Below are 24,042 nucleotides of genomic sequence, written 5' to 3'. Positions count from 1 at the left end.
AGCGTGACTGGGCCGTCAAAAAGTGTACCGAATAGTATGGGGCCGATTGTACCGTTACTGTTCCGGTGCAAGCGGCTACATTTTGCTTTCGGGCTGCGCGGCGCGTGCGAACGAAGCGCTATGCTATCGGCCCTTTTTATCGCTCGCCCGTCATGACCGACCATCGACTGAAACTCGATCACCTCGTAATCGCCGCACGCACGCTGGAAGAAGGCGCGCAGTTCGTCGCCGCGAAATTCGGCGTGGAAACCGCGCCCGGCGGCGCGCATCCGCTGATGGGCACGCATAACCGGTTGCTGAATCTGTGGGGCGGCGCGTATCTCGAAGTGATCGCGATCGATCCGGCGGCGAATGCGGAAGCAGCGCGGCCACGCCTTTTCGCACTCGACGATCCGTCGATGCAGCGCCGCCTCGACGAGCACGGACCGCAGCTCGTGCACTGGGTCGCGCGCGTGGACCGGCCGAAGTCGCTCGCGCGCTGGCGCGAGCAGTATCCGGAGCGCATCGCGCCCGTCGCGGCGATGTCGCGCGCAGGCAATACCTGGGGCCTGACCGTTCCCGACGACGGCGCGTTCCCCGCGTGGCAGGGCGCCGGCGATGGCGTGCTGCCGTCGCTGATTCAGTGGGACACGCCGCGTCATCCGAGCGGCGCGCTGCCGGAAACCGGCATCGCGCTGCGTTCGCTGACGGGGTTTCATCCGCGCGCGCGGGCCGTGGCGGAGCAGCTCGCGTGGCTCGGCGCGGCGCATCTGATGCGCGTCGAGGAGACGGCGGGCGCGCCGGTGCTCGTCGCGCAGTTCGATCTGCCCGATGGCACGACGCTCACGCTCGGCGAATCGGCGGAACAGGCCGAGGCGCGGGCGGCATCGAAGCCACGTCGCCCGAAGAAAACGGATTCACCCGACATGACCGACCACGGAGACACCGCACAATGAAGACCCGCGAAACCGAAGGCATGCTGCTCGGCCTGATCGGCGTCGTCATTTTCAGCCTGACGCTGCCGATGACGCGCATCGTCGTCGCGGAAGTCAATCCGATCCTGAACGGCCTCGGACGCGCGCTCGTGGCGGCCATTCCCGCCGCCGCGCTGCTTTTGTGGCGTCGCGAAAAGCTGCCGACGTGGCCGCAGGTCAAGAGCCTCGCGGTGGTCGCGCTGGGCGTCATCATCGCGTTTCCGGTGTTTTCCGCGTGGGCGATGAAAACCGTGCCCGCGTCGCACGGCGCGGTCGTGAACGGCCTGCAGCCGCTGTGCGTCGCCATCTATGCCGCGTGGCTCTCGCACGAGCGGCCGTCGAAGGCGTTCTGGGCGAGCGCGATCGCGGGCAGCGGGATCGTCGTCGCGTTCGCGTTGCAGGCGGGCGGCGGCGGGCTGCAGGCCGGCGACCTGCTGATGCTCGTCGCGGTCGGCATCGGCGCGCTCGGTTATGCGGAAGGCGCGCGGCTCGCGCGTCAGATGGGCGGCTGGCAGGTCATCTGCTGGGCGCTCGTGCTCTCGGCGCCGTTCCTGCTGCTGCCGGTCGGCTGGCTCGCGTGGGCGCAACTGTTCGGCAGCCACGCGACGCATCCCGAACCGCTCGCTCTCAAGACCTGGCTCGCGTTCGGCTACGTGACGCTGTTCTCGCAGTTCATCGGCTTCTTCGCGTGGTACGCCGGACTCGCGATGGGCGGCATCGCGCGCGTCGGGCAAGTGCAACTGCTGCAGATCTTCTTCACGATGGCGTTTTCCGCGCTCTTCTTCGGCGAGCACGTAAGCGGGTCGACGTGGCTGTACGCGGCCGCCGTCATCGTGACGGTCGTGCTCGGACGCAAGTCCGCCGTGCGCGCCGCGCCGCAGCCGGCCGTGGTCGCTGCCGGCACGACGCACGCAAGATGACGCCTTCGCGCGATAATCGACGTTTGCGGTACGTTCCGCGATAAGAAATCACCCCAGAGACAATCGAGGCATTTCATGAATCAAGCCGATCTCCGCGCCACGCCGTGGCAACTCTCCGAACGTGCTCGCAAGCTCACCAGTTCGGCGATTCGCGAAATCCTGAAGGTCACGGAGCGGCCGGAAGTCATTTCGTTCGCGGGCGGCCTGCCCTCGCCGGCGACGTTCCCCGTCGAGGAAATGCGCCACGCCTCCGAACGCATCCTGCGCGACCAGCCCGCCGCCGCGCTCCAGTACAGCGCGACCGAAGGCTACATGCCGCTGCGCGAGTGGATCGCGAAGCGGTATTCGGTGAACGGCGCGCATATCCGTCCGACGCAGGTGCTCATCACGACGGGCTCGCAGCAGGCGCTCGACCTGCTCGGCAAGACGCTCGTCGATCCGGGCAGCCGCGTGCTCGTCGAAACGCCGACGTATCTCGGCGCGCTGCAGTCGTTCTCGCTCTTCGAGCCGCACTACGTGCAGGTGCCGACCGATGAATCGGGCCTGATCCCCGAAGCGCTCGACGCCACGCTCACCGCGAACGCGCGCCTGCTCTACGCGCAGCCGAATTTCCAGAACCCGACCGGCCGCCGCCTGCCGCTCGAGCGCCGCCGCGCGCTCGCCGCGCTGGCTCAAAAAGCGTCGTTCCCGGTGATCGAGGACGATCCCTACGGCGCGCTGGACTACGCGGGCGCGCCGCTGCCCACGATGCTGTCGATGGCGCCCGATCACATCGTGCATCTCGGCTCGTTCTCGAAAGTGCTGGCGCCGGGCCTGCGCGTGGGCTACATCATCGCGCCCGAGGAGTTGCACTTCAAACTCGTGCAGGCCAAGCAGGCGACCGACCTGCACACGCCGAGCCTCACGCAGCGCATCGTTTATGAAGTGGTGAAAGACGGCTTCCTCGACACGCACGTTCCCAAGATCCGCGCGCTCTATCGCGATCAATGCAACGCGATGCTCGACGCACTGGAACGCCACATGCCCGCGGGCGTCGAATGGAACCGGCCGGAAGGCGGCATGTTCGTGTGGGTGAAGCTGCCGCAACACATCGATTCGATGAAGCTGCTCGAACAGGCGATCGCGCAGAACGTGGCCTTCGTGCCGGGCGGCCCGTTCTTCGCCAACGAAGCCGAACACAACACCATGCGTCTTTCGTTCGTGACGGTGCCGCCCGCCACGATCGACGAAGGCGTCGCGAAGCTCGGCGCGCTGATCCGCGCGAGCATCTGATTTCAACGTTTAGAGGAGCAACCGATGGCATCGAACGTGTACGACAAGCTGAAGGAACTCGGCATCGACCTGCCCGTCGCGGGCGCGCCCGCCGCCGCTTACGTGATGAGCGCGCAGAGCGGCAACACGGTGTATCTCTCCGGACACATCGCGAAGAAGGACGGCAAGGTCCACGTCGGCAAGCTCGGCGACAACATCACGACGGAAGAAGGCAAGGCGGCGGCGCGCAGCGTCGCCATCGACCTGATCGCGACGCTGCACGCGCACGTCGGCGATCTGAACAAGGTCAAGCGCATCGTCAAGGTGATGAGCCTCGTCAACTCGACCTTCGATTTCACCGAGCAGCACATCGTCACGAACGGCGCGTCCGAGCTGATCGCGGAAATCTTCGGCGATGCCGGCAAGCACGCGCGCTCGGCGTTCGGCGTCGCGCAGATTCCGCTCGGCGCGTGCGTCGAGATCGAGCTGATCGCGGAAGTCGCGTAAGGCGCGCTTTCGCTTCTGCATGGAGGCGAACCAACGCCTGCACCAATGACAACGCCCCGTCTCCGGACCGCGAGAACGGGGCGTGCGTCACGTGACTTCATGTGAGTCTTACTTTGCCGGACGGCCGAAGCTCTGGAACTCGAGGTCCAGCCCCATCGGGCGCACCACGGCGACGCGGAAGGTCAGCGAATCGTATGCCGCGGCGGAGACGCCCTTCAGATCGGTGATAGTCGATCGCCAGCGAGATCGCGTACTTCGCATTGTCGACCGTCGAAGGTGAAACGCCGACGAAGCGGCTTGCCGCCGCATTGGTCGCTCGCGCCCGGCGCCAGACCGCAACGTGAAGCGCGGACCGCGGCCTTTCACAGACCGCGCCGGAGTGTATTGGGGGCAGAATGGCCCTTCCATCGAACTCATTCCAAAACCATGTCCTCACGCACCGTCCAGTTCAAGCAGGTCGATGTCTTCACAGCCGTTCCATTCAAGGGCAATCCGCTCGCGGTGATCTTCGACGCCGAAGGCCTCACGGCCGAACGCATGCAGGAAATCGCCCGCTGGACGAATTTGTCCGAGACGGCGTTTCTCCTGCCGCCGAACGATCCGCGCGCCGACTACCGCGTACGCATCTTCACGACGGCAGTCGAACTGCCGTTCGCCGGACATCCGACGCTCGGCAGCGCGCACGCGCTCATCGATGCCGGTTACACGCCGAAGACGCCCGGCCGGCTCGTGCAGGAATGCGGCGTCGGACTCGTGGAGCTCGCGCAACGCGGCGATGCCAATGGCGATGCCGATGGCGGCGAGTGGGCGTTCGCCGCGCCGCCCGCCACCATCGCGCCGCTTTCAGATGCGCAGTGCGAGCGCCTCGCCGCCGCACTCGCGCCCGCCGTAATCGATTTCAGTTCGCCGCCCGCCGCCTTGGACAACGGCGTGCCGTGGCTCGTCGTGCGCGTGAAGGACGCGGCGCAGTGTTTCGCGACGTCGCTGCAAGGCGCGGCGCGCGAATCGCTCGCGGCGCTCGTCGCCGAGGTCGGCACGCACGGCATCGCCATGTATGGGCCGCACGAAGCCGGCGGACCCGCGACGTTCGAATTGCGCGTGATTCTGCTCGGCGCGGAGAACATCGAAGATCCGGTGACGGGCAGCGCGAACGCGGCACTCGCGACGCTGCTGCGCGCGCGGGACCAGCGGCCCGGCCAGCGTTTCACGGTGAGACAAGGCACGGCGCTCGGCCGCGATGGCCGCGTCAGCATCGAATACGACGATGCGGCGGACGGCGCACCGATCTGGATCGGCGGCGCCTCGGTAACTGTGATCGACGGCACATTCCGCATCTGAAACAATGACCTACGCGCTGCCCGACGCCGCGCGTATACCCCCAAGCGCGGCCCCTTTCTTAATCCCGGCGGCTTCGTTAATATCTGAACAATCGGGGATCGGAACGCAATGGCGGTTCACGTCGGCGGGCGACAGGCGTCGTGAGGGTGAGCCGCTCGCGCCGCAGCGCAAACGTATGCACGCGACGACACCGGATGCTCGCCGTCTCGCACATGCCGGGCTTCGGGCGCTGCAGCGGCAAACGGCTCGCCGAACGGCCGTCGCGCGCGGACCTGAGGTGGATCGAGATGTGGATCGGGTCTCGGAGAAAATATCCGCCGATCATCCGCTGCGCGCCGCGCGCGGTATATTCACTCGTTTCGGTCGAACGCCTCAGAACATGCATCGCTTCATCCACCTCGCGCAGTCCGCAGCACGCAAGGCGCCACGCGACAGAGCGCCGACGGACACCCCATGAAGCGCACGCGCTCCCACGCCTTTTCCGACACCGTCCTCGGCGCGCCGTCGGCGCGGCGTCGGCGCGCGCTTCTCGCGATTCCCGTGCTCGGCACCTTCGTGCTGGTGCTGCTGTGGGCGGTGATCTTCGCCCGGCTGTCGGTCGAGCGCGAAGCGACCACGCATGAGTCGATGTCGTCCGCCGCCATTCTTTCGTCGGCGCTCGAACAGCACACCATCAAGGCGATTCACCAGGTCGACCAGATCACGCGCTTCGTCAAATACGAGTACGAGAAGTCGCCCGACAACTTCGATCTGATCGCCACCGTCGAAAAAGGCGTCGTGCAAAGCGACACGCTCGTGCAGGTTTCGCTGATCGACGAATACGGGACGCTGATCGCCAATACATCCGATCCGCATCCGAAACCGATCGATCTCTCCGACCGCGAACACTTCAAGGTCCACGCGCATTCGAACGACGATCTGCTCTACATCAGCCGCCCGGTGCGCGGGCGGGTATCCGGGCTCTGGACGCTGCAGATCACGCGGCGGCTCAATCATCCGGACGGCTCGTTCGCGGGCGTCGTGGTCGTGTCGGAAGACCCGGCGTATTTCACGAACGACTTCTACAACGTCGCGTCGATCGGGCACGAAGGCGTGATCGCGGTCGTGTCGGACAACGGCTCCGTGCTCGCGCGCAGCACGGGCGGCAGCCTGGCCGAGAGCGCCGCCGCGAATGCCGCCGCGAGCGCCCCGGCGAAAGGCAGCGCGCGCAGCGGCCCGGCCGATCGCTCGCACGCCGCGTTCAGCGCGACCGGCGTGTATCCGACGACCGATCACGCGTCGGGCATCTACGTCGATCCGATCGATCACGTGAAGCGCATCGTGTCGTACCGGCATATCGACGGCTATCCGCTCGGCGTGCTCGTCGGCCTGTCCGAGCGCGAGGAGATGGTCGACTACAACCACACGCGCAATGTCTATCTGCTGATGGCGAGCTTCATTTCGCTCGCGATGCTCGGCTTCTTCGCGGTCGCGACGGGCCTCATCGGCAAGCTGCTCGGGCGCGAGCGCGAGATGACGCATCTCGTCGAATACGACCTGCTCACCGGCCTGCGCAACCGGTATTCGACGCTGCGCGCGCTCAGGCTCGACGTGGCGCAGCCGGAAAACATCGGGCGCCTGGCGCTGCTCTTCATCGATCTCGACAACTTCAAGACCGTCAACGACACGCTCGGCCACAACGCCGGCGACATCGTCCTGCAGATGACCGCGTCGCGGCTCGCCGAAACCGTCGGGCAAAGCGGCACGCTGTCGCGCATCGGCGGCGACGAGTTCGTGGTCGTCGTGAAGGGCGACGACGTCGAGCAACGCGCCGTCACGCTCGCCGACGACATCTCGACGATGTTCGCCACGCCCTTCGACGTGCGCGGCAGCGCGTTCGTGCTGCATGCGAGCATCGGCATCGCGCTCTTTTCCGTGTCGAACGAGAGCGAAATCGATCTGCTGAAGAAGGCCGATCTCGCGATGTACAGCGCGAAGGACGCGGGCCGCAACTGCTATCAGTTCTATTCGCCGCAGTTGTCGCATCGCGCGGACCATTTGATGAAGTGGGAACAGCAACTGCGCGTCGCGTTGACGGAGCAGCAGCTTTTCCTCGTCTATCAGCCGAAGATCGATCTGACGCGCCGCTGCATCACCGGTTTCGAGGCGCTCGTGCGCTGGAATCATCCGCAGCACGGGCTCATTCCGGCGAACGAGTTCATTCCGGTGGCGGAATCGACAGGACTGATCGTCGCGGTCGGCGATTTCGTGATTCACACCGCGTGCATGGAGCTCGCGCAATGGCAGCGCGACGGCTATACGGGACTGTCGCTCGCCGTGAACATTTCGGCCGTGCAGTTCTGGCGCGGCGATTTGCTGGAGACGGTCGCGCGCGCGATCGAGGCGAGCGGCATTCCGCCCGACAAGCTGGAGCTCGAAATCACCGAGACCGTGATGGTCGAGTATCCGGAGCTCGTGCAGGAGAAGATCGTCGCGCTGAAGCGGCTGGGCGTGCGTATCGCGCTCGACGACTTCGGCACGGGATATTCGTCGCTGTCGTATCTGAACCGCTTTTCGGTCGATACGCTGAAGGTGGATCGCTCGTTCATCCAGGCGATTCCGGAAGATCGCAGCGTCTGCGTGATGGTGTCGGCGATCGTCAATCTGGCGCGCTCGCTCGGGTTGACGGTGATTGTCGAAGGCACGGAGCGCGAGGAGCAGATTGCGTGGCTCGCCGCGCTCGGGCCGGTGGAAGCGCAAGGCTTCCTGTTCTCTCGCCCGGTGCCGGCGGATGGCGTGCAGGCGCTGCTCGACCGTTTCGGCGTATGCGGATGGCCGCGCGGACACGCCCCGCGATCGCGCAAGGACGCCGGCCACGAATCGAGCACCGCGCTCAGCGACGAGCGCGGCGTTTAAGCGACGGGGCGAATCAGAAGCCGCGCGAAAGAACCGCCGTGCCGATCGTCACAACGCCCAGCACGAGATTGATCACGACGAGCCTTCTCACGGTGCCGACCGCCCTCGCGCCATCGGGCCAGTTCTGCGCCTGCACCGCGCGGCGGATGCGCGGAAAAACGGCGAAGCGGATGTGACCGAAGATCAGCATCATCACGATGCCGAGACCGGCCATCGCGTGCAGCGGCCACGCCGCATGACCGCCGCCGAATTGCATGAGCAGGAAACCGCCGGTGAGCAGGATGACGATCACCGAGGCGCCCACCCAGTTGAAGAAGCGCGCGAATACCGACTCCCAAAGCGGAAGACGCAGTTGCGGCGTGAGATCGCCGAGCGCGGGACGCAGGCAGAAATGCGCGAAGATCATTCCGCCTATCCAAACGGCGACGCCGAGCAAATGCAGAAAGAGCGCCGCTTCGATGGCTTTGTTCATTGTGAATTCCGGGGCTGATTTGAGTTGTTGAGTACGTGCAGGCACAAGGCATAGGAATACGCGCGGAGTGTGGAGTTCCCCGCCCGGCCGATTTTGTTCGACGATGACAGCGTGGCACGCGAAAGAATCAGATTATTCGTGACCCTAAGGATTGCGCGAATGGGATATGTTTCCCGATGCCCCATGCCAGTCCGAGGCTTGCCTTAGTGACGGATATCGGCCGCCGGGCAGCTTTCCCGCCCCGGCTTCGCCGAGCGCCGCGGTGGACCGACGACGATCTGCACATTGCGACCAAGGCGCGCGAGCAGTTCGAGCATCTTCGCCTCGCCGAGCCCGCGAAACTGGCCACGCATCAGCTGCGAGAGCTTGGGCTGACTGATGCCAAGAAGCGTTGAAATGATTGATGTCTGAATCTCGCGAACGACAGACGATAAAAAGCCCGCACTGAGCGGGCTTCATGCTGTCATGGAGCGCGCGCGGCGCCCCATTGAAACATCACCCCTCGAACACCGGCCGCAGCTCCGTCACCTTCAACGACGAATCCGGCGCCCTTCCCTTTCTCGATCGCTTGCCGAGATGCAGTTGCAACTGCGATCCGCTGAGCTTCTCGTCCCTCGCCTTCCCGCCGCGCCCGGTGCCGATCATCATCACGCCGCGCGCATCGATGGCGAGCGCCTGGCGCAGCGTTTCCTTCGGATCGAGGCCCATCAGAATGACGCCGCGACCGCCGCCCGACAACGTCTTCATCTCGTCCATGCCGAAGACGAGCAGTTTGCCTGCGCTCGACAAGCACGCGACATAGATTGCGCCCGGAATGACGGGCATCGGCGCGAGCGGTGCCGCGCCTTCGTCGATCGTCATGAACGCCTTGCCGGCCTTCTGGCGGCTCACCATGTCGCCGAGCTTCGCGATGAAGCCGAAGCCGTTACTCGATGCCAGCAGCAGTTGTTGTTCAGCATTCGCCGCGAAGTAATGCAGCAGATGCGTGCCCGATTCGAGCTCGATCAGCGACGTCACCGGCACGCCATCGCCGCGTCCGCCCGGCAACGCCGAAACCGGCACCGAATACACGCGACCCTTGCTGCCCCACGCGACGAGCGAATCCGGCGTGCGCGCCTGGAACGCGGCGTACAGCCCGTCGCCCTGCTTGAACGTGAAGCCCGCCGGATCGAGCCCGTGGCCCTTCAGCGCGCGCACCCAGCCCTTCTGCGACACGACCACCGTCACCGGTTCGTCGACGACACGCGCCTCGAACGTCGCGCGCTTCTCCTGCTGAATCAGCGTGCGGCGATCGTCGCCGTACTGCTTCGCGTCCGCTTCGATTTCCTTGATCAGCACGCGCTTCATCGCGGCGTCGCTGTTGAGCAGTTCTTCGAGCTTCGTCTTTTCGTCGCGCAAGTCGGACAACTCTTGTTCGATCTTGATCGCCTCCAGCCGCGCCAACTGACGCAGACGAATCTCGAGAATGTCTTCGGCCTGCCGGTCGGAGAGATTGAAGCGCGCGATCAGCGCCTGCTTCGGTTCCTCCGACTCGCGGATGATGCGGATGACTTCATCGATATTCAGGAAGACGATCATTCGTCCTTCGAGAATATGGATGCGGTCGTTGACCTTGCCCAAACGATGCTGCGTGCGCCGCGTCACCGTGACGAAGCGAAAGCCGATCCACTCGTGCAGGATCTCGACGATGCCCTTCTGACGCGGCCGGCCATCCGAGCCGATCATCACGAGGTTGATCGACGCGTTCGATTCGAGGCTCGTGTACGCGAGCAGCGTGTTGACGAACTCGGTCTGATCGATACGGCTCGACTTCGGCTCGAACACGAGCCGCACGGGCGCGTCCTTGCCCGACTCGTCGCGCACGGCGTCGAGCAGCGCGAGCATCGACTGCTTGGTCTGCACCTGCTCGGGCGTGAGTGTCTTCTTGCCGAGCTTGATCTTCGGATTCGTGAGTTCCTCGATTTCCTCGAGCACTTTCTGGCTCGACACGCCCGGCGGCAATTCCGTGATGACGACCTGCCACTGGCCGCGCGCGAGATCCTCGATCTTCCAGCGCGCACGCACCTTCAGGCTGCCGCGTCCGGTTTCGTAGGCCGTCGAGATTTCCGTCGGCGATGAAATGATTTGCCCGCCGCCGGGGAAATCCGGTCCGGGCAGTTTCTCCATCAAGCCCGCGTGGCCGATCTTCGGATCGCGGATCATCGCGACAGCGGCTTGCGCGACTTCGCGCAGATTGTGCGACGGAATTTCCGTCGCCAGCCCGACCGCGATGCCCGATGCGCCGTTCAGCAACAGGAACGGCAAGCGCGCGGGCAATAGCTTCGGCTCTTCGAACGAGCCGTCGTAGTTCGGCATGAAATCGACCGTGCCCTGATCGATTTCATCGAGCAGCAAGCGCGCGATCGGCGTCAGACGCGCTTCGGTGTATCGCATGGCCGCTGCGCCGTCGCCGTCGCGCGAGCCGAAATTGCCCTGGCCGTCGATGAGCGGATAGCGCATCGAAAAGTCCTGCGCGAGACGCACGAGCGCGTCGTACGCCGATTGATCGCCGTGCGGGTGATATTTACCCAGCACGTCGCCGACCACGCGCGCCGACTTCACCGGCTTGGCGTTGGCCGCGAGGCCCATCTCGCTCATCGCGTAGAGAATGCGGCGCTGCACGGGCTTCTGTCCATCGCACACGTCGGGCAGCGCGCGGCCCTTCACCACGCTCACCGCGTAGTCGAGATAAGCACGTTCGGCGTAATCGCCGAGCGTCAGTTGTTCGCCGTCCGGTGCAGTCTGTTCGGCGAAGAGATCGTCTGTGATTCCCATCGAATGTCCGTGTTAATGCGTTCGCGTCAGATGTCCGCTTCGACTTCGTTGCCCTTTTCTTCGAGCCAGCTTCGGCGCGAGGCCGCTTCACCCTTGCCCATCAGCATCGTCATGCGCGAAACGGTGAGATCGAAGCCGAGATCGCCGAGCGCGACCGGCAGAAGACGGCGCGTGTCCGGGTTCATCGTCGTGTCCCAGAGCTGTTCGGCGCTCATTTCGCCGAGGCCCTTGAAGCGGCTGATGGTCCACGCCGTTTCGCGCACGCCGTCCTTGCGCAGCTTGTCGAGGATCGCTTCGAGTTCGCCTTCGTCGAGCGCGTAGAGCTTCTGCGCGGGCTTCTTGCCGCGCGCGGGCGCATCGACTCGGAACAACGGCGGACGCGCGACGCACACATGGCCGCGCTCGATCAGTTGCGGGAAATGCTTGAAGAAGAGCGTGAGCAGCAGAACCTGAATGTGCGCGCCGTCGACGTCCGCATCGGAGAGAATGCAGATCTTGCCGTAGCGCAGATTCGACAGATCGATCTGATCGTCGGGACCGTGCGGATCGACGCCGATCGCCACCGCGATGTCATGCACTTCGTTGTTCGCGAAGAGCCGGTCGCGTTCCGTTTCCCACGTATTCAGCACCTTGCCGCGCAACGGGAGAATCGCCTGGAACTCCTTGTCGCGGCCCATTTTCGCGGAGCCGCCCGCCGAATCGCCCTCGACGAGAAAGAGTTCGTTGCGGGAGATATCCGTCGATTCGCAATCGGTGAGCTTGCCCGGCAACACGGCGACGCCCGAACTCTTCTTCTTCTCGATTTTCTGGCCCGCGCGCGTGCGCGCCTGCGCCTGGCGAATCACGAGCTCCGCGAGCTTCTTGCCGTATTCGACGTGCTGATTCAGCCACAACTCCAGCGCCGGCCGCGAGAACGACGACACGAGCTTCACGGCATCGCGGCTATTGAGGCGTTCCTTGATCTGCCCCTGGAACTGCGGATCGAGCACCTTCGCCGACAGCACGAACGACACGCGCGCGAACACGTCTTCCGCGAGCAGCTTGACGCCCTTCGGCTGGAGATTGTGAATCTCGACGAAGTTCTTCACCGCCTGAAAGAGACCGTCGCGCAGACCGGATTCATGCGTGCCGCCCGCGGGCGTCGGAATGAGGTTGACATACGATTCGCGCAGCAGCGGCCCTTCCTCGGTCCACGCGACGACCCACGACGCGCCCTCGCCTTCCGCGAAGGTTTCCTCGGTGTTCTTCGAGCTTTCCGCGTAGCGTTCGCCTTCGAACAACGGAATCAGCAGTTCGCTGCCGCCCATGCCTTCGAGCAGATAACCGCGCAGACCGTCTTCGTATTTCCACGTCTGACGCTCGCCCGTTTTCTCGATGACGAGCACCACTTCGACACCCGGCAACAGCACGGCTTTCGAACGCAGGAGGCGCTGCAATTCGCCGAGCGGCAGATTCGGCGAGTCGAAATACTTTGGATTCGGCCATGCACGCACGCGCGTGCCGCTCTTCTTCGCGCCGCGTTCGGCTGGGCGCGTCGTCAGTTCTTCGATGACGTCGCCATTGGAAAACGCAAGCTGCGCGACCTTGTTGTCGCGCCAGACGGTGACTTCGAGACGGGTTGCGAGCGCGTTCGTCACCGAGACGCCGACGCCGTGCAGACCGCCCGAGAACGTATAGGCGCCGCCCGCGGCCTTATCGAACTTGCCGCCCGCATGCAGCCGCGTATAGACGATCTCGACGACCGGCACGCCTTCTTCCGGATGCAGGCCGAAAGGAATGCCGCGGCCGTCGTCCTCGACGGTCACGGAGTTGTCCTGATGCACCGTGACGGTGATTTGCTTGCCGAAGCCGCCGAGCGCTTCGTCGGAGGCGTTGTCGATCACCTCCTGAATGATGTGCAGCGGATTCTCGGTCCGCGTGTACATGCCGGGCCGCTGCTTGACCGGCTCCAGGCCCTTGAGCACCTTGATCGATGCTTCGCTGTAGCCGGCTGCCTTGGCGTTCATGACCTGGCGCTTGCCTCGTTCAGTGCCTGTCGCCATTGCGCTGGATTTTTTCGTGGACATAGTTGAACGTTGATCCGGCTCTCGAACGCCTGACGGAATGTCACGACATGACGCCCGATCTGCCGGCAAATGCTTGATGTTGTGCCTGGCCGGATGCGTTGAAAGCGAGGCAAAAAAACGCCCGCCGATCCGAGCCGCGCTAGGAGAATAGCGGTTTTCGCCCGCCGCGCCCACCTCGGCGCGATAAAACGCGCTTCGTTCGCGTACATGCGTTCGGCACATGCACAGCGGGCGCGAGCCGCTATTTGCGCTTCGCTTCGAGCTCTTCCCAGCGCTCGAGGGCGACGAGCAACTCCTCTTCGATCGCCGCGTGTCGCTCGGAAAGACGCGCGCCTTCCTTCGCGTCCTTCGCGAAGATCGAGCCGTCTTCGAGTTGCGCGCCGATAACCTTCTGCTCGTCTTCGAGTTCGGCGATGCGCCCCGGCAGCGCTTCGAGTTCGCGCTGTTCCTTGAACGACAGCTTCACCGTGCGCTGCGCATTGCGGCCGGCGGCGCTGTCTTTCGGCGCATCGTCTTTCGGCGTGTCCTTCGCGGTCTGACGCGCCGCTTCTTCGGCAATGCGCTCCGAACGTTCGCGCTGAACCTGCCAGTCGGAGAAACCGCCGACATATTCGCGCCACTTGCCGCCGCCTTCCGCGGCGAACACCGACGTCACGACGTTGTCGAGGAACGCGCGGTCGTGGCTCACGAGCAACACGGTGCCGTCGTAATCCGCCAGCAGTTCTTCGAGCAGTTCGAGCGTCGGGATGTCGAGATCGTTGGTCGGCTCGTCGAGCACCAGCACGTTCGCCGGCCGCGCGAAAAGGCGCGCGAGCAGCAGGCGATTGCGCTCGCCGCCGGACAGCGACTGCACCGGCGAGCGCGCGCGTTCGGGCGCGAACAGGAAGTCGCCGAGATAGCTCATGACATGCTTCTTCACGCCGTTCACTTCGACCCATTCGCTGCCGGGACTGATGGTGTCGGCAAGCGATTTGTCGAGATCGAGCTGTGCGCGCATCTGATCGAAATACGCGACCTGAATGTTGGTGCCGGTCCGCACGCGGCCTTCGTCGGGCTGCAGTTCGCCGAGGATGAGCTTGAGCAGCGTGGTCTTGCCCGCGCCGTTCGGGCCGACGAGACCGATCTTGTCGCCGCGCATGACAGTTGCCGTGAACCGGTCGACGATCGTGCGTTCGCCGTAGCGCTTGGTCACATCGGTCAGTTCGGCGACGATCTTGCCGGACTTCTCGCCCTGCCCGACATCGAGCCTGACATTGCCCTGCACGTTGCGGCGCTCGGCGCGTTCCTTGCGCATTTCGACGAGCCGCGCGATGCGTCCGACGCTGCGCGTGCGCCGCGCCTCGACGCCTTTGCGGATCCACACTTCTTCCTGCGCGAGCAGCTTGTCGAACTTCGCCTGTTCGATCTGCTCGACTTCGAGCTGTTGCGCCTTCCTCGTCTGATACGCGCTGAAATTGCCGGGATACGACAGCAACCGACCGCGATCCAGTTCGACGATGCGCGTCGCCACGCGATCCAGAAACGCGCGATCGTGCGTGATGAAGAGCAGGCCCGTGCGCAACGTGACGAGCAGATCCTCCAGCCAGCGGATGCCGTCGAAGTCGAGGTGGTTGGTCGGCTCGTCGAGCAGCAGCACGTCGGGCTGAACGACGAGCGCGCGCGCCAGCGCCACGCGCTTTTTCATGCCGCCGGACAGATCGCCTGCGCGGGCATCGCCATCGAGACCGATCTGCGCGAGTGTCGTCGCGACGCGCGTGCGCCAGTTCCACGCGTCGCGGGTATCGAGCGCCGACTGCAGCGCGTTCATGCGCACGAGCAGCTCGTCGTGCTTCGCGCCTTCGGGCGTATCGGCGAGCGCGTGCGCGACGGCGTCGTACTCGTCGAGCAACGCGCGCGCTTCGGTGAGGCCGGACGCGACGACATCGAACACGGATGCGTCGAGATCGAACTCGGGTTCCTGCGGCACGTAGACGGTCGTGAGCTCGCTCTGACGCGTGACGAGCCCGTCGTCGGGCGCGGCGAGCCCCGCGACGATCTTGAGAAGCGACGACTTGCCCGCGCCGTTGCGGCCGATCAGCCCGACACGCTCGCCCGCTTCGAGCGAGAAGTCGGCGTGGTCGAGCAATGCGACGTGGCCGAACGCGAGCTGCGCGTCCGAGATGGAATAAAGCGACATGGGAAAACCGGATGAATGGCGAAGAATCGGCGCCGAACACGCGAGCAACCGATGGAAGCGGCCATTGTACCGGGCGCGGCGCGCGATCACGCACGCTGCATCCGCCATTGGCCGAACGGACGAGGCGCGCGGCGCCAGCAAGCGCGAAAGGCCGCCCGGATGCGCTCCGTGGCGGCCTTTCCTCGCGTCGTGCCGAAACAACTTACTGCACGTGCACCTTGATCGTCTGGCTCATTTCGGGGCCGTACGAGCGGTGCGCGCCGTCGCCGAACTGCATTGTCAGCGTGTGATCGCCGGGCGGCAGCTTCACGTCGGCTTCGGTCTGGCCCTTGCCGAAGTGCAGCGACGTGTCGTTCGCGGGAATCACGGTGCCTTTGGGCAGCGGCTTGCTATCGATCAGCAGGTGGTGATGGCCGGTTCCATCGGTCATCGTGCCCGCCGGAGCGACCGACATGCCGTCGACGCCGAATCTGACGTGCACGGGGCTCGTGACGGTCGCGCCATCCTTCGGTTCGACGAAATAGACGCGCGCCTGCGCATGCGCCGCGCCGGCGTACTGGGTGAGCAGGACCGCGCCCGTCAGCACCGCGCCCAAGAGCTTTTTCTTCATCGTTTTCTCCACGTTGTGAAACCGGTCGACGGCGCGAGTCGGCGCCGGAGCCTCGAAAAGCATACACCGGGCTTTCGGCACGCCGGAATCGGGACCATCCTGCCTACGGCGATCGGGGAACGATCGCGCCGATTACGGTAAGATGCCGGCTCCCTGCGCCGCGCATCGTCTTCGAACGCACGCGGTCCGTTTATTTCTTTCGAATCAAGAGTCTGTCGTGAGCGAAGTCATCGAATTCAAAAGCTGGGTCTGCCTGATTTGCGGCTGGATCTACAACGAGGAAGAAGGTCTGCCGGACGATGGCATCGCTGCCGGAACCCGTTTCGACGACATCCCCGCCGACTGGCGCTGCCCGCTGTGCGACGTGGGCAAGGCCGATTTCGTCGTCGTCGAGTTTTGATGCTGGCGCCGCGCCAAATTGGCGGCGCGGCGCAGGCCCTGTCAATCGCAAAGTTTTAGCATCGCGACAAGGTGGCGGGTGCGCCATCTCGTTGTGACCAATCTACTTTGCAGATATGACGCTACGATGCGCGCGGCATGAAGCAGTCGGTCATGGCGCAATTCTAGCGCCGCCAGCCTGCTACTCAACATCACCGCATCGCTTTCTGCTTTCTCGCGCAACGCGACTTCCGTTGCTTTCTGCGCGTTGATGTTTGCAAATTCCTCCCTTAAACGCTCGTGTTCTTGCTTTGCAATTTCCCGCGCTTCCTTCGACTCCGCCAACTCCAGCCGTAACACTTCGGCTTCTGCCGACAGCCGATCAAGCGCAACGTTGCGGTCATTCAGCGCGAGTTCCTCGGCAGCGCTTCGGCCATCCGGTCTTTCCGAACTTGCGTTGTGCTCGATGCCGCAGGTTTCCAGCACCCGAATTCTGGCGTCTCGCTCCGCGATCCACTGATCACGCTCTTTGATCCAGCCGTCCCTATCGCTTATCCAGCGATCACGGTCGAGAATGAACGTCTGCAGTTGTGAGATACGGGTATTTTGCTCAGCGCACTGACGTCTCAGATTGAAGAGCTCATCAAGGAGTTTATTTGGAGCATCAACCTCCAGCGTTCGGCCGCTAGTTTCCGGAACTGGCTTTTTGTCCACGAGCCGTTCACCGCGCCGTTGATTCTGAAACGAAACGAAGTGCTTTTCTGCGATGTCCGCAACTGAAGGGTTCGATAACCGCCATAAGTAGTATTCAGACGAAAACAACAGCGAATACGGTATCAAATAATTCAGGAAGAACCATATCCGAAATAACCGTGACGACTCGCCGGACTCGTCGAAAAAAGTCTGAATAGGGGTGCTACCGAAGAATCGAACCTTTTTGCGCCACAGTACCGCCTCGATCCCGAGGCTCGAATTGATGGTCCATAATTCCTGAATCGCGCCAAGGAATTTCAATGGCGAGCTTCCCAGGTCAACCTTGCCGGGATAAAGCGCCTTTCCGTTCGGATGATATCGGACAAGCGGAGTGTGTTCGGAGGTTGATCTCGACGCGAATTCGAGCAGCGAGAGATTGTTCCATCCTTTGCTGAAGGCGAGCGCGTTAGAGTCCGTTTCCACCTGCAGCGCGACGCCGATCGTATGCGAGTCTTCCGAAGAACGATACATCTCGCGCGCTGCATCCGAGATCAGTACCGATTCGAGAGTCTCGGAAATCGCGGCGTCACCTCGATCGCCGACCCAATCGCGAAATGCGGCTTTCTCGCGCTGCCACCGGATGCCGACTTCAGTATCTCCGTTGACTCCGCTCGTGTCCCAGTAGGCGCATTGTGCGTAATACGGTTTTCGCAGTGGTCCGATCTCATTGAAAACAAGCGCGCAACCGGACTCTTGGGCCGCGCGTCGCATTGACGGACAATTGAGCCATGTGACCGCGACAACTTCTTGATGCAGCGCTTTCAAGCGCGAAAAGGCGTCTGCGAAATATCGATGCAATTCCGAAGAGTCTCTTGTCACGTAAGAGATGAACCGGTCAAGCGGCGCTTTGTCAAGTGACCAGTCCGTCAAACCGTCTTCATAGCAAACCAGCCGGACCCTTTCAGAATCCAAATTCCCCACGTTATACTCGTGAAACTGCTTTGACCAGTCCGACAGTTCCCAACGAGAAAGGTCGGATTCGATATTCAAGTAGTACCGCGGTAAAAGAATGGTCGACTGCTTTGCTCTGAACGCGTGAAGCCATTTCAGGATTACCCAATAGTAATGAGCAGTTCCTTCCACCGGAGCGACGAGTGGAACGAACAGGACGAAATGCGTCATACGATTTGCCGGTCTGATGCTTCGTTATTTTCGATGGGACTTGAAACGAAGCGTGCAATGCGTCCTCGCGTCGTGCGCGAGCCATTTGCGGCGCTTCTTCCTCTCAGCAATCCAGCTACTTGTTTTAAGTTAGCGCATTCAATACATCAAAACCAGCCTTCCAGAAAGAGCGAGCTCTGCTGAGCGCGATTTCCTCGTTGCTCGGCCGGCCATTTTTGACGTCAAGCCGTTCGGCGAGGCTCGTTCGTGCGCTGGTGTCGCCTGCAGAATCCGAGTGCGTGAGCGCGCCGAATAACGCCGCCTCGCTCTTGCTCGGACGCTCGACCAGTCGGCTGAACGGCTGCGCCCATGCCGGCGAGATGAATTTCTCGTAGCCGAAAGCCAGGATCGTCGGCAAGACCGTATGCACATATTCGAGCGCGCCAGCTTGAACCTCCGCCGCAAGCTTTTGCACGGCGATGTCTTCGTTGTTCTCCTCGAGTATGGGAACGATCTCCTCTCCTTCACGACGGTATCCCAATGTCGTGCCGTGCGGTGCTACCGTCGCAAACTCCAGAATTTCGACGCCCCCCGCTTGCAAAAGCTCCGTTTCGTGACGGGGATCGCTGTTCTGAACCATGAAACCGAAGTAGGCGTCACTCGGTAGCTGATTGATTCTCACCGATTCGAAAGTCCCGAAATAATAGCCAAACGTACGGAAGTCGCTTCGAGACGTCTGGAGGATACGTGAGAGGCCCCCTTGCATGTTTCCTCCCCAGCCAATGTCAGACACGGCGATTCTCTTGCATCCGATAACTGTCTTCGACAAGTACGCAGATACCAGCGCACGCTGCTCGGCTGCGACGTCCATGAGTTGCGAAAGAAGAATACTGATCAGCCGGTGCATTCGCATGTCGCCGCCTACTACTCGCTCGTCTTCGCTTGCGAAGCCGACCGCCTTTATCGCGGCACGATTACGCGAAACGTCGAGCCCCAGACGTTTGAAATGCTGCTTGACCGTTCTCTCCGTTTTTCCACCGAAAAGATGCCACACCCGATCGGGCGGAAAATCGACGAAGCTCGGCAGGAGCGTGGCGGCGCGCGAAATGTAAACGTACTCGCTCGGAATTTTGACACCCATTTGCTCCGCGTACTGCTCATACAGCTTATGGAACAGGTAACTGTCACGCGCGAAGAACAGAACCTTGTCAACGTTGTCCAGCTTCAACTGATGCATCATCCAGATGAAGTAGCCGAGGAACAACGGCCCAAACACCTGTGCGCCGATGTCGAACCATGGCTCCGCCACCTCGCGCTTTCTCTGCATAAGTACTGCCCGCGTCCCGCCGGCGATGAGACTGGCGGTGTGCGGCATGTCCACTGACGACACTATCGGATTCCGTAAGAAATCGGACTCGATGCGGGCGAGATAATCGAAATGCACGCCCTTCACGCCAGCGCGCTTCGCCATTTCTACATCTGCGTGGAGGTTGTCACCGAAGTGCAGCATGCCCCGCGTCGTGCCGCCTGCCCTTTTTGCAGCGATCGCGAAAAGAGAGCCTTCGTGCTTGCTGGCTCCCTCCTCGCAGGACACCACCAGTTCTATCTTTCCGTATCCGCATGCCTGAATGAGTTCGAGAATGACCGTCGACGGGAGATACATGTCGGAGCAAAGCACCACGGGCTTGCCAATGGCTTGCGCGTATTGCACTAGCTCCCGCATGACTGGGTTGCAATAGACGATTGCCCGCTCCACCTGGAGTTCTACCACCTTGAACCGGTCAACCAGGCGATCCGCTCCCAGTTGCGATGCCAACTCTTCATAGATCTCGTCGTAAGTCACTTCGTAGGAGTTGCGGAGCCTGTAGTACTTCTCGCGCGTCTGAATTTCTGCGAGAAATCGATTCGCCGGAAACGAGTCGACCATCCCGTAATCCAATTCAGTGTACTCATCGTGCCGCAATTGAGCCGCCACCAAGTCGAAAACGTCAGCAGGTCTTGCAACCAGACGATGAATGAGCGTATCGAACACGTCGAACGACACGATTCCTGCTTCGTCGATCAGACGTTTTGCGTCCTCAAAACTGCAATTCTTGTTTATGCGCCACATATCTATCGCTGCAGGAGTAACCAGGTTTTTGTTCGGTCCACGGCTTGCCGCAAGCCGACCGAATTCGCCGTCCGCAAGAACTGAAGCAAGTAATGAAGTGCGCGGCCAGAGCGCAGCCACAAATAGCCGAGCTTGAACACGTTTCGCACTGGACGACGTGAGACTCTGCCGGACACGTTCGACAGCTCCGCCCCCAAGGCCCCTATGTCGCCGTGTAATCGTTCGAGCATCGCTCGGGACGAGTTGCTGCTTTGCGTCGCGTACCACGACAAGTGCTCAAGAACCGGTCGAATGCTGTTCAGAAACCCAAGGCCGACTGTTCCCGATGAAATGTCGGCTCTAAGCCAGGCATTTCCCAAAATCGTTGCTTCTGCGACGGTCCCGGCAAATGCACGAGCGGCGGCCGAACGGTTTGCATAGGGGCCGCGTACCGAGCTTCGGACGTGAGAAAACACTAGCACCTGCGGAATAACATAGATATCTCCTGCCATGAGCAGACGAAGGTGAAAATCCCAGTCTGACATTCCGCCGAATAGCGAATTGAAGCGAATTTTGGCAACCGCACTTTTCTTTACGAGTAGCTGAATGTTCTTGAACTGATTTTCGACCACCATCGCATTAAGCGAAATAAATCCCGCGCTCATATGCGGCCGCATCAGCTCCGTGCTTTTGACACGCACCACGTTACCGTCGATTTCCTCATCGACGCGTTTTCCCAAAGCTATCACGGCCACCGTTGCCGGATATATTTCCGATAATGTTTCTAATTGCCTAACGCAGATTCCCAGAAAATCCGGGGCCCAGCTATCGTCATCGTCGTGAAATGCGATATGCTCTGCGCCGCTCAGACGCTCCAGCGCCGCGTTCGTTGCATCTTCCGCGCTGAGCTCCTTGTCCAGATGCACTATCTCGATAGCTAAACCGTCGGTGGCTCCCAAGCTTCCCAGCACGCGTTGAACGACTCGCGGATCACCGGTATTAGCAATGACGACGTGCCATTTTTTCCACGATTGCCGCATGACGCTTTTCAGCGCTCTACGCAGAAGGACTGGCCGGTCCTTCGTACGCATCACAATCCCGATCATGACGATTCCTTGACCGCTGACTTGTAGAGGTTTCGCGACATCGAGAAATCCGATGCCGAGATGGGACGGGTTGAATTCATAAAGTGCGAACCATTTGCTTTTATGCGCCTTAAGGCCCGAACCAGCCGGATGTCTAACTGGGTCTCAAATTGACGATCCGAGCCATGCGCGATAATTGCCGAAAATCAACAGACGCTTGCCCTTCAGCAGACCTTCGGAATTAACCTTCGCATCTTCCGCTAAGGCCTGAACACTATAAGTGTAATCGCCGATGCTCACAGGTCGATCATGATGCGCTGAATACAACGATGATTTAGGAAATTTCGGCGTTTATTCTGTGATAAATTGTTTTCCGATGTACAGGTTTAGATGCGCAACTGCTATTTGTATAAAGCCTATTCAGGATAATATCGCGAATTAGATTGCAAACGTCCGAGGTTTTCGGCGCGTCAACTTATCGATCCCGGCGAAAGGCATAGGGTTCGCGCATGACACCGCGCGCGCCGAGGTTCAAGCAATGCGAAGAACATTGATCCGCTGGACAGAATGCCAACGCGTTAAGTCAGGGGATTGAACTTGATCCAGTCAGCGCGCCACCGCGATCAACTCGCGGCTCACTTCATCGACCGGCGCGCGGTTCCAGTCTCCGAACCAGTCGATTTTTGCGAAACCCGCATCGGTCAGCAAGCGCGCAAGTTCGTCACGCGTGCGAAAGCGCAGCTCGCTCACGGCGCTCAGCGTTTGCTCCGGCGCATCGGGCGTCGGCATGAAGCGGTAATGCGTCGTGAACGCGACGCGTCCCGTCGAAAGCGGATCGGGCTCGGCGTGCCGCTCCTGCCACACTTCCACCGCGCGTCCATCGGGCGCGCTCACGCATCTCGACGAACGCTCGCGCGTCCAGTTGTCCCACGCGCGCGCCGCCGGATGGCGGCTCTCGAACGCGATCGCGCCGCCCGGCCCGATCGCCCGGCGCGCGGCTTTCAGCGTCGCGAGAAACGCGTCATCGTCGAGAAAGACTTGCGCGACGTGGCCCGTCATCACGAGCAGATCGGCCGCGCCGACGAACGGCAGCGCGCTCGCGTCGCCTTCGATCCACGTCACCTCGTCGCCGTCGGGACGCGAGCGCGCGACGCGCAGCATCTGCGGCGACGGATCGATGCCCGTCACGCGATGGCCGCGCTTGGCCAGCTCGCAAGCCAGCAACCCCGTGCCGCAACCCAGATCGACGACGTGCCGCGCCGATTGCGCCAGCGCGAGATAAAACGCCGTGTCGGCGGCGAACGGATTGAGGACGTCGTAGAGCGCGACGAGGCGCGGATCGTCGTAGAGCATCAGCGGGATTCGTAGGAGAGCGCGTCGCGCATCGGCTGGCTGCCGACCATGATCGGCCCGGTGAACGGCGTATCGAGGTCGAGGATCACGAGCACCGCCGACGCGATCGACAGCGCGCCGAGCATGATCGTCACGAGCGAGAGCGCGTTGCGCGGCGCGATCAGCCCGAAGCACAGAAAGATGATGAGCAGCCAGCCGACGAGAATCCGGTCGAACGGATACGAAATCGATCCGTGCGCCTCCTCGATCAGCTTCCAGCGCAGCGCGATCAGCTGCTCGAAGCGCGCGGCGGCTTCGACCGCGAGCTGGCGATGATAGTCATCGCGCGGAACCAGCAAGCGCACTTCGCGCTGCGCCTCGCTCAGCATGGCGCCGAGCGTGCTGCTCGCGAGACTGTCGTTCTTGTTCGGTGCCTCGACCGCCGGATATTCGCCGGGCGGCCGCGGCTCGCTCGGCCACGTGCTCGCCACCGCCGCCGCCGTGTATTTGCGCAGGAGTTGCCGCGCGTGACCGAGTTCGGCGCCGTAGTCGCGCATCGTGCGATCGAGTTCGATGATCGAGGACGCGTAGCTGCGCATGTCGTTGTTGGTCGTGTCGAAAACCGTTTTCGCCGATGCGGTCAGAAGGCCGAGCACGAGCGCCGCGAACGTGACCAGCATGCCGACGAGCAACTGGACCAGTTGCACCGTCTCCTGCGCCTTGTGTTCCTCGGGCAGAAGCGGCCGCACGATCGCGCCGATGCCCGTGCTGGCCAGAAGGAGAACGAAGACGAGCACCGCGGATTGAATTTCCGTCATGAGCGCGCGAGCCGTGATGGCGTGACCGGAGTGGACGCATTATCGACGGGAAAGCGCGCGCGGTCCAATGCGGACCGGATACGGCGAAGAAAAAGAAGGGGGAGAAACGGCGTGCGGGAATCGTGGTCCCCCCGGCAGGAATCGAACCTGCATCTAGCGCTTAGGAGGCACTCGTTCTATCCATTGAACTACGGGGAGCGGACCGCGCAGGGCCGACAGCGTCGGCGAAGCGAGCGCAGAGTATAGCAAACGCTTTCGTTCGCCGCGTATCCGAAAAATCGGCGAAAACCAGGGTTTGCACCTATCAAGTTCCGCCTGATCGCGCCGCCATCGGAGTAATGGACCCATTTCCCGATACAAAGCCGCAGGGCGCGTTTTCGGCGTTTGAACCGCTTGGATTTCTTGGACAGTGCCGAGCGTTAGTGTTCGGTCTTTCATGAGCCTTCGGCCGTGGGCCGGAGGCTGTATTGCCGGGCGAATTCAC

Annotated in this window: 18 protein-coding genes and 1 tRNA gene; 7 read left to right on the top strand and 12 right to left on the bottom strand. The window is 62.3% G+C overall.

The features are described from left to right. Positions 1-152: 152 nt before the first annotated feature. From QCE58_RS05495 to QCE58_RS05470, 6 genes are all read left to right on the top strand, one after another. On the top strand, positions 153-935 hold the full coding sequence (locus QCE58_RS05495; protein WP_244807834.1) for a VOC family protein: 783 nt from the start codon (positions 153-155) through the stop codon (positions 933-935). Next, on the top strand, positions 932-1,873 hold the full coding sequence (locus QCE58_RS05490; protein ID WP_008350719.1) for a DMT family transporter: 942 nt from the start codon (positions 932-934) through the stop codon (positions 1,871-1,873). Before QCE58_RS05495 ends, QCE58_RS05490 begins: the two co-directional genes overlap by 4 nt. A gap of 75 nt (positions 1,874-1,948) precedes the next feature. Continuing rightward, positions 1,949-3,145 carry a PLP-dependent aminotransferase family protein gene (locus QCE58_RS05485; RefSeq protein ID WP_008350720.1) on the top strand — a complete coding sequence of 399 codons (1,197 nt, stop codon included), beginning with the start codon at positions 1,949-1,951 and terminating at the stop codon, positions 3,143-3,145. 24 nt (positions 3,146-3,169) lie between these two features. Beyond that, positions 3,170-3,631, top strand: a complete 462-nt coding sequence (locus tag QCE58_RS05480; protein ID WP_008350722.1) for a RidA family protein — start codon at positions 3,170-3,172, stop codon at positions 3,629-3,631. Positions 3,632-4,057: 426 nt separating this feature from the next. Beyond that, positions 4,058-4,969: a PhzF family phenazine biosynthesis protein gene (locus QCE58_RS05475; RefSeq protein WP_250521008.1), complete on the top strand. Its 912-nt coding sequence runs from the start codon at positions 4,058-4,060 to the stop codon at positions 4,967-4,969. A 453-nt stretch (positions 4,970-5,422) separates the two neighbouring features. After that, a complete protein-coding gene (locus tag QCE58_RS05470) occupies positions 5,423-7,864 on the top strand; it encodes an EAL domain-containing protein (RefSeq protein WP_034471280.1) in 2,442 nt (813 codons plus the stop codon). A 13-nt stretch (positions 7,865-7,877) separates the two neighbouring features. On the opposite strand, the gene QCE58_RS05465 is transcribed toward QCE58_RS05470, so the two are convergent. The 6 genes from QCE58_RS05465 to QCE58_RS05440 form a co-directional block, all read right to left on the bottom strand. Continuing rightward, a complete protein-coding gene (locus QCE58_RS05465; RefSeq protein ID WP_008350729.1) occupies positions 7,878-8,336 on the bottom strand; it encodes a CopD family protein in 459 nt (152 codons plus the stop codon). 203 nt (positions 8,337-8,539) lie between these two features. Next, on the bottom strand, positions 8,540-8,734 hold the full coding sequence (locus QCE58_RS05460) for a helix-turn-helix domain-containing protein (RefSeq protein ID WP_277621788.1): 195 nt from the start codon (positions 8,732-8,734) through the stop codon (positions 8,540-8,542). A 97-nt stretch (positions 8,735-8,831) separates the two neighbouring features. Then, the gene (gene parC / locus QCE58_RS05455) at positions 8,832-11,150 is read right to left on the bottom strand and encodes a DNA topoisomerase IV subunit A (RefSeq protein WP_034471282.1); all 2,319 of its coding nucleotides are present in this window, start codon (positions 11,148-11,150) and stop codon (positions 8,832-8,834) included. Between the two features lie 26 nt (positions 11,151-11,176). Next, a complete protein-coding gene (locus QCE58_RS05450; protein ID WP_008350734.1) occupies positions 11,177-13,156 on the bottom strand; it encodes a DNA topoisomerase IV subunit B in 1,980 nt (659 codons plus the stop codon). Positions 13,157-13,457: 301 nt separating this feature from the next. After that, entirely contained in the window at positions 13,458-15,392 is a 1,935-nt protein-coding gene (locus QCE58_RS05445; RefSeq protein WP_250496719.1) for an ATP-binding cassette domain-containing protein, read from the bottom strand. Between the two features lie 202 nt (positions 15,393-15,594). Next, complete coding sequence (locus tag QCE58_RS05440; RefSeq protein ID WP_250521007.1) at positions 15,595-16,002, bottom strand: DUF4399 domain-containing protein; 408 nt, start codon at positions 16,000-16,002, stop codon at positions 15,595-15,597. Positions 16,003-16,219: 217 nt separating this feature from the next. On the opposite strand from QCE58_RS05440, the gene QCE58_RS05435 reads away from it, so the two are divergent. Then, entirely contained in the window at positions 16,220-16,402 is a 183-nt protein-coding gene (locus QCE58_RS05435; protein ID WP_008350739.1) for a rubredoxin, read from the top strand. Positions 16,403-16,443: 41 nt separating this feature from the next. On the opposite strand, the gene QCE58_RS05430 is transcribed toward QCE58_RS05435, so the two are convergent. From QCE58_RS05430 to QCE58_RS05405, 6 genes are all read right to left on the bottom strand, one after another. Continuing rightward, entirely contained in the window at positions 16,444-18,255 is a 1,812-nt protein-coding gene (locus tag QCE58_RS05430; RefSeq protein ID WP_250521006.1) for a GT99 family glycosyltransferase N-terminal domain-containing protein, read from the bottom strand. A gap of 124 nt (positions 18,256-18,379) precedes the next feature. After that, positions 18,380-20,344: an HAD family hydrolase gene (locus QCE58_RS05425; RefSeq protein ID WP_250521005.1), complete on the bottom strand. Its 1,965-nt coding sequence runs from the start codon at positions 20,342-20,344 to the stop codon at positions 18,380-18,382. Between the two features lie 2 nt (positions 20,345-20,346). Further along, positions 20,347-21,429: a glycosyltransferase family A protein gene (locus QCE58_RS05420; protein WP_250521004.1), complete on the bottom strand. Its 1,083-nt coding sequence runs from the start codon at positions 21,427-21,429 to the stop codon at positions 20,347-20,349. Positions 21,430-22,014: 585 nt separating this feature from the next. Next, on the bottom strand, positions 22,015-22,761 hold the full coding sequence (locus tag QCE58_RS05415) for a bifunctional 2-polyprenyl-6-hydroxyphenol methylase/3-demethylubiquinol 3-O-methyltransferase UbiG (RefSeq protein ID WP_250521003.1): 747 nt from the start codon (positions 22,759-22,761) through the stop codon (positions 22,015-22,017). Then, positions 22,761-23,558, bottom strand: a complete 798-nt coding sequence (locus QCE58_RS05410; RefSeq protein WP_008350748.1) for a hypothetical protein — start codon at positions 23,556-23,558, stop codon at positions 22,761-22,763. The genes QCE58_RS05415 and QCE58_RS05410 overlap by 1 nt, the downstream gene beginning before the upstream one ends. Before the next feature lie 123 nt (positions 23,559-23,681). Next, positions 23,682-23,756, bottom strand: a tRNA-Arg gene (locus QCE58_RS05405). Between the last annotated feature and the right edge of the window lie 286 nt (positions 23,757-24,042).

The sequence above is a fragment of the Caballeronia sp. LZ028 genome (assembly GCF_031451415.1).
GTDB classification, from domain to species: Bacteria; Pseudomonadota; Gammaproteobacteria; order Burkholderiales; family Burkholderiaceae; genus Caballeronia; species Caballeronia zhejiangensis.
Note: the sequence above shows the minus strand (reverse complement) of the source record. Positions and strands in the feature narration are given on the sequence as shown.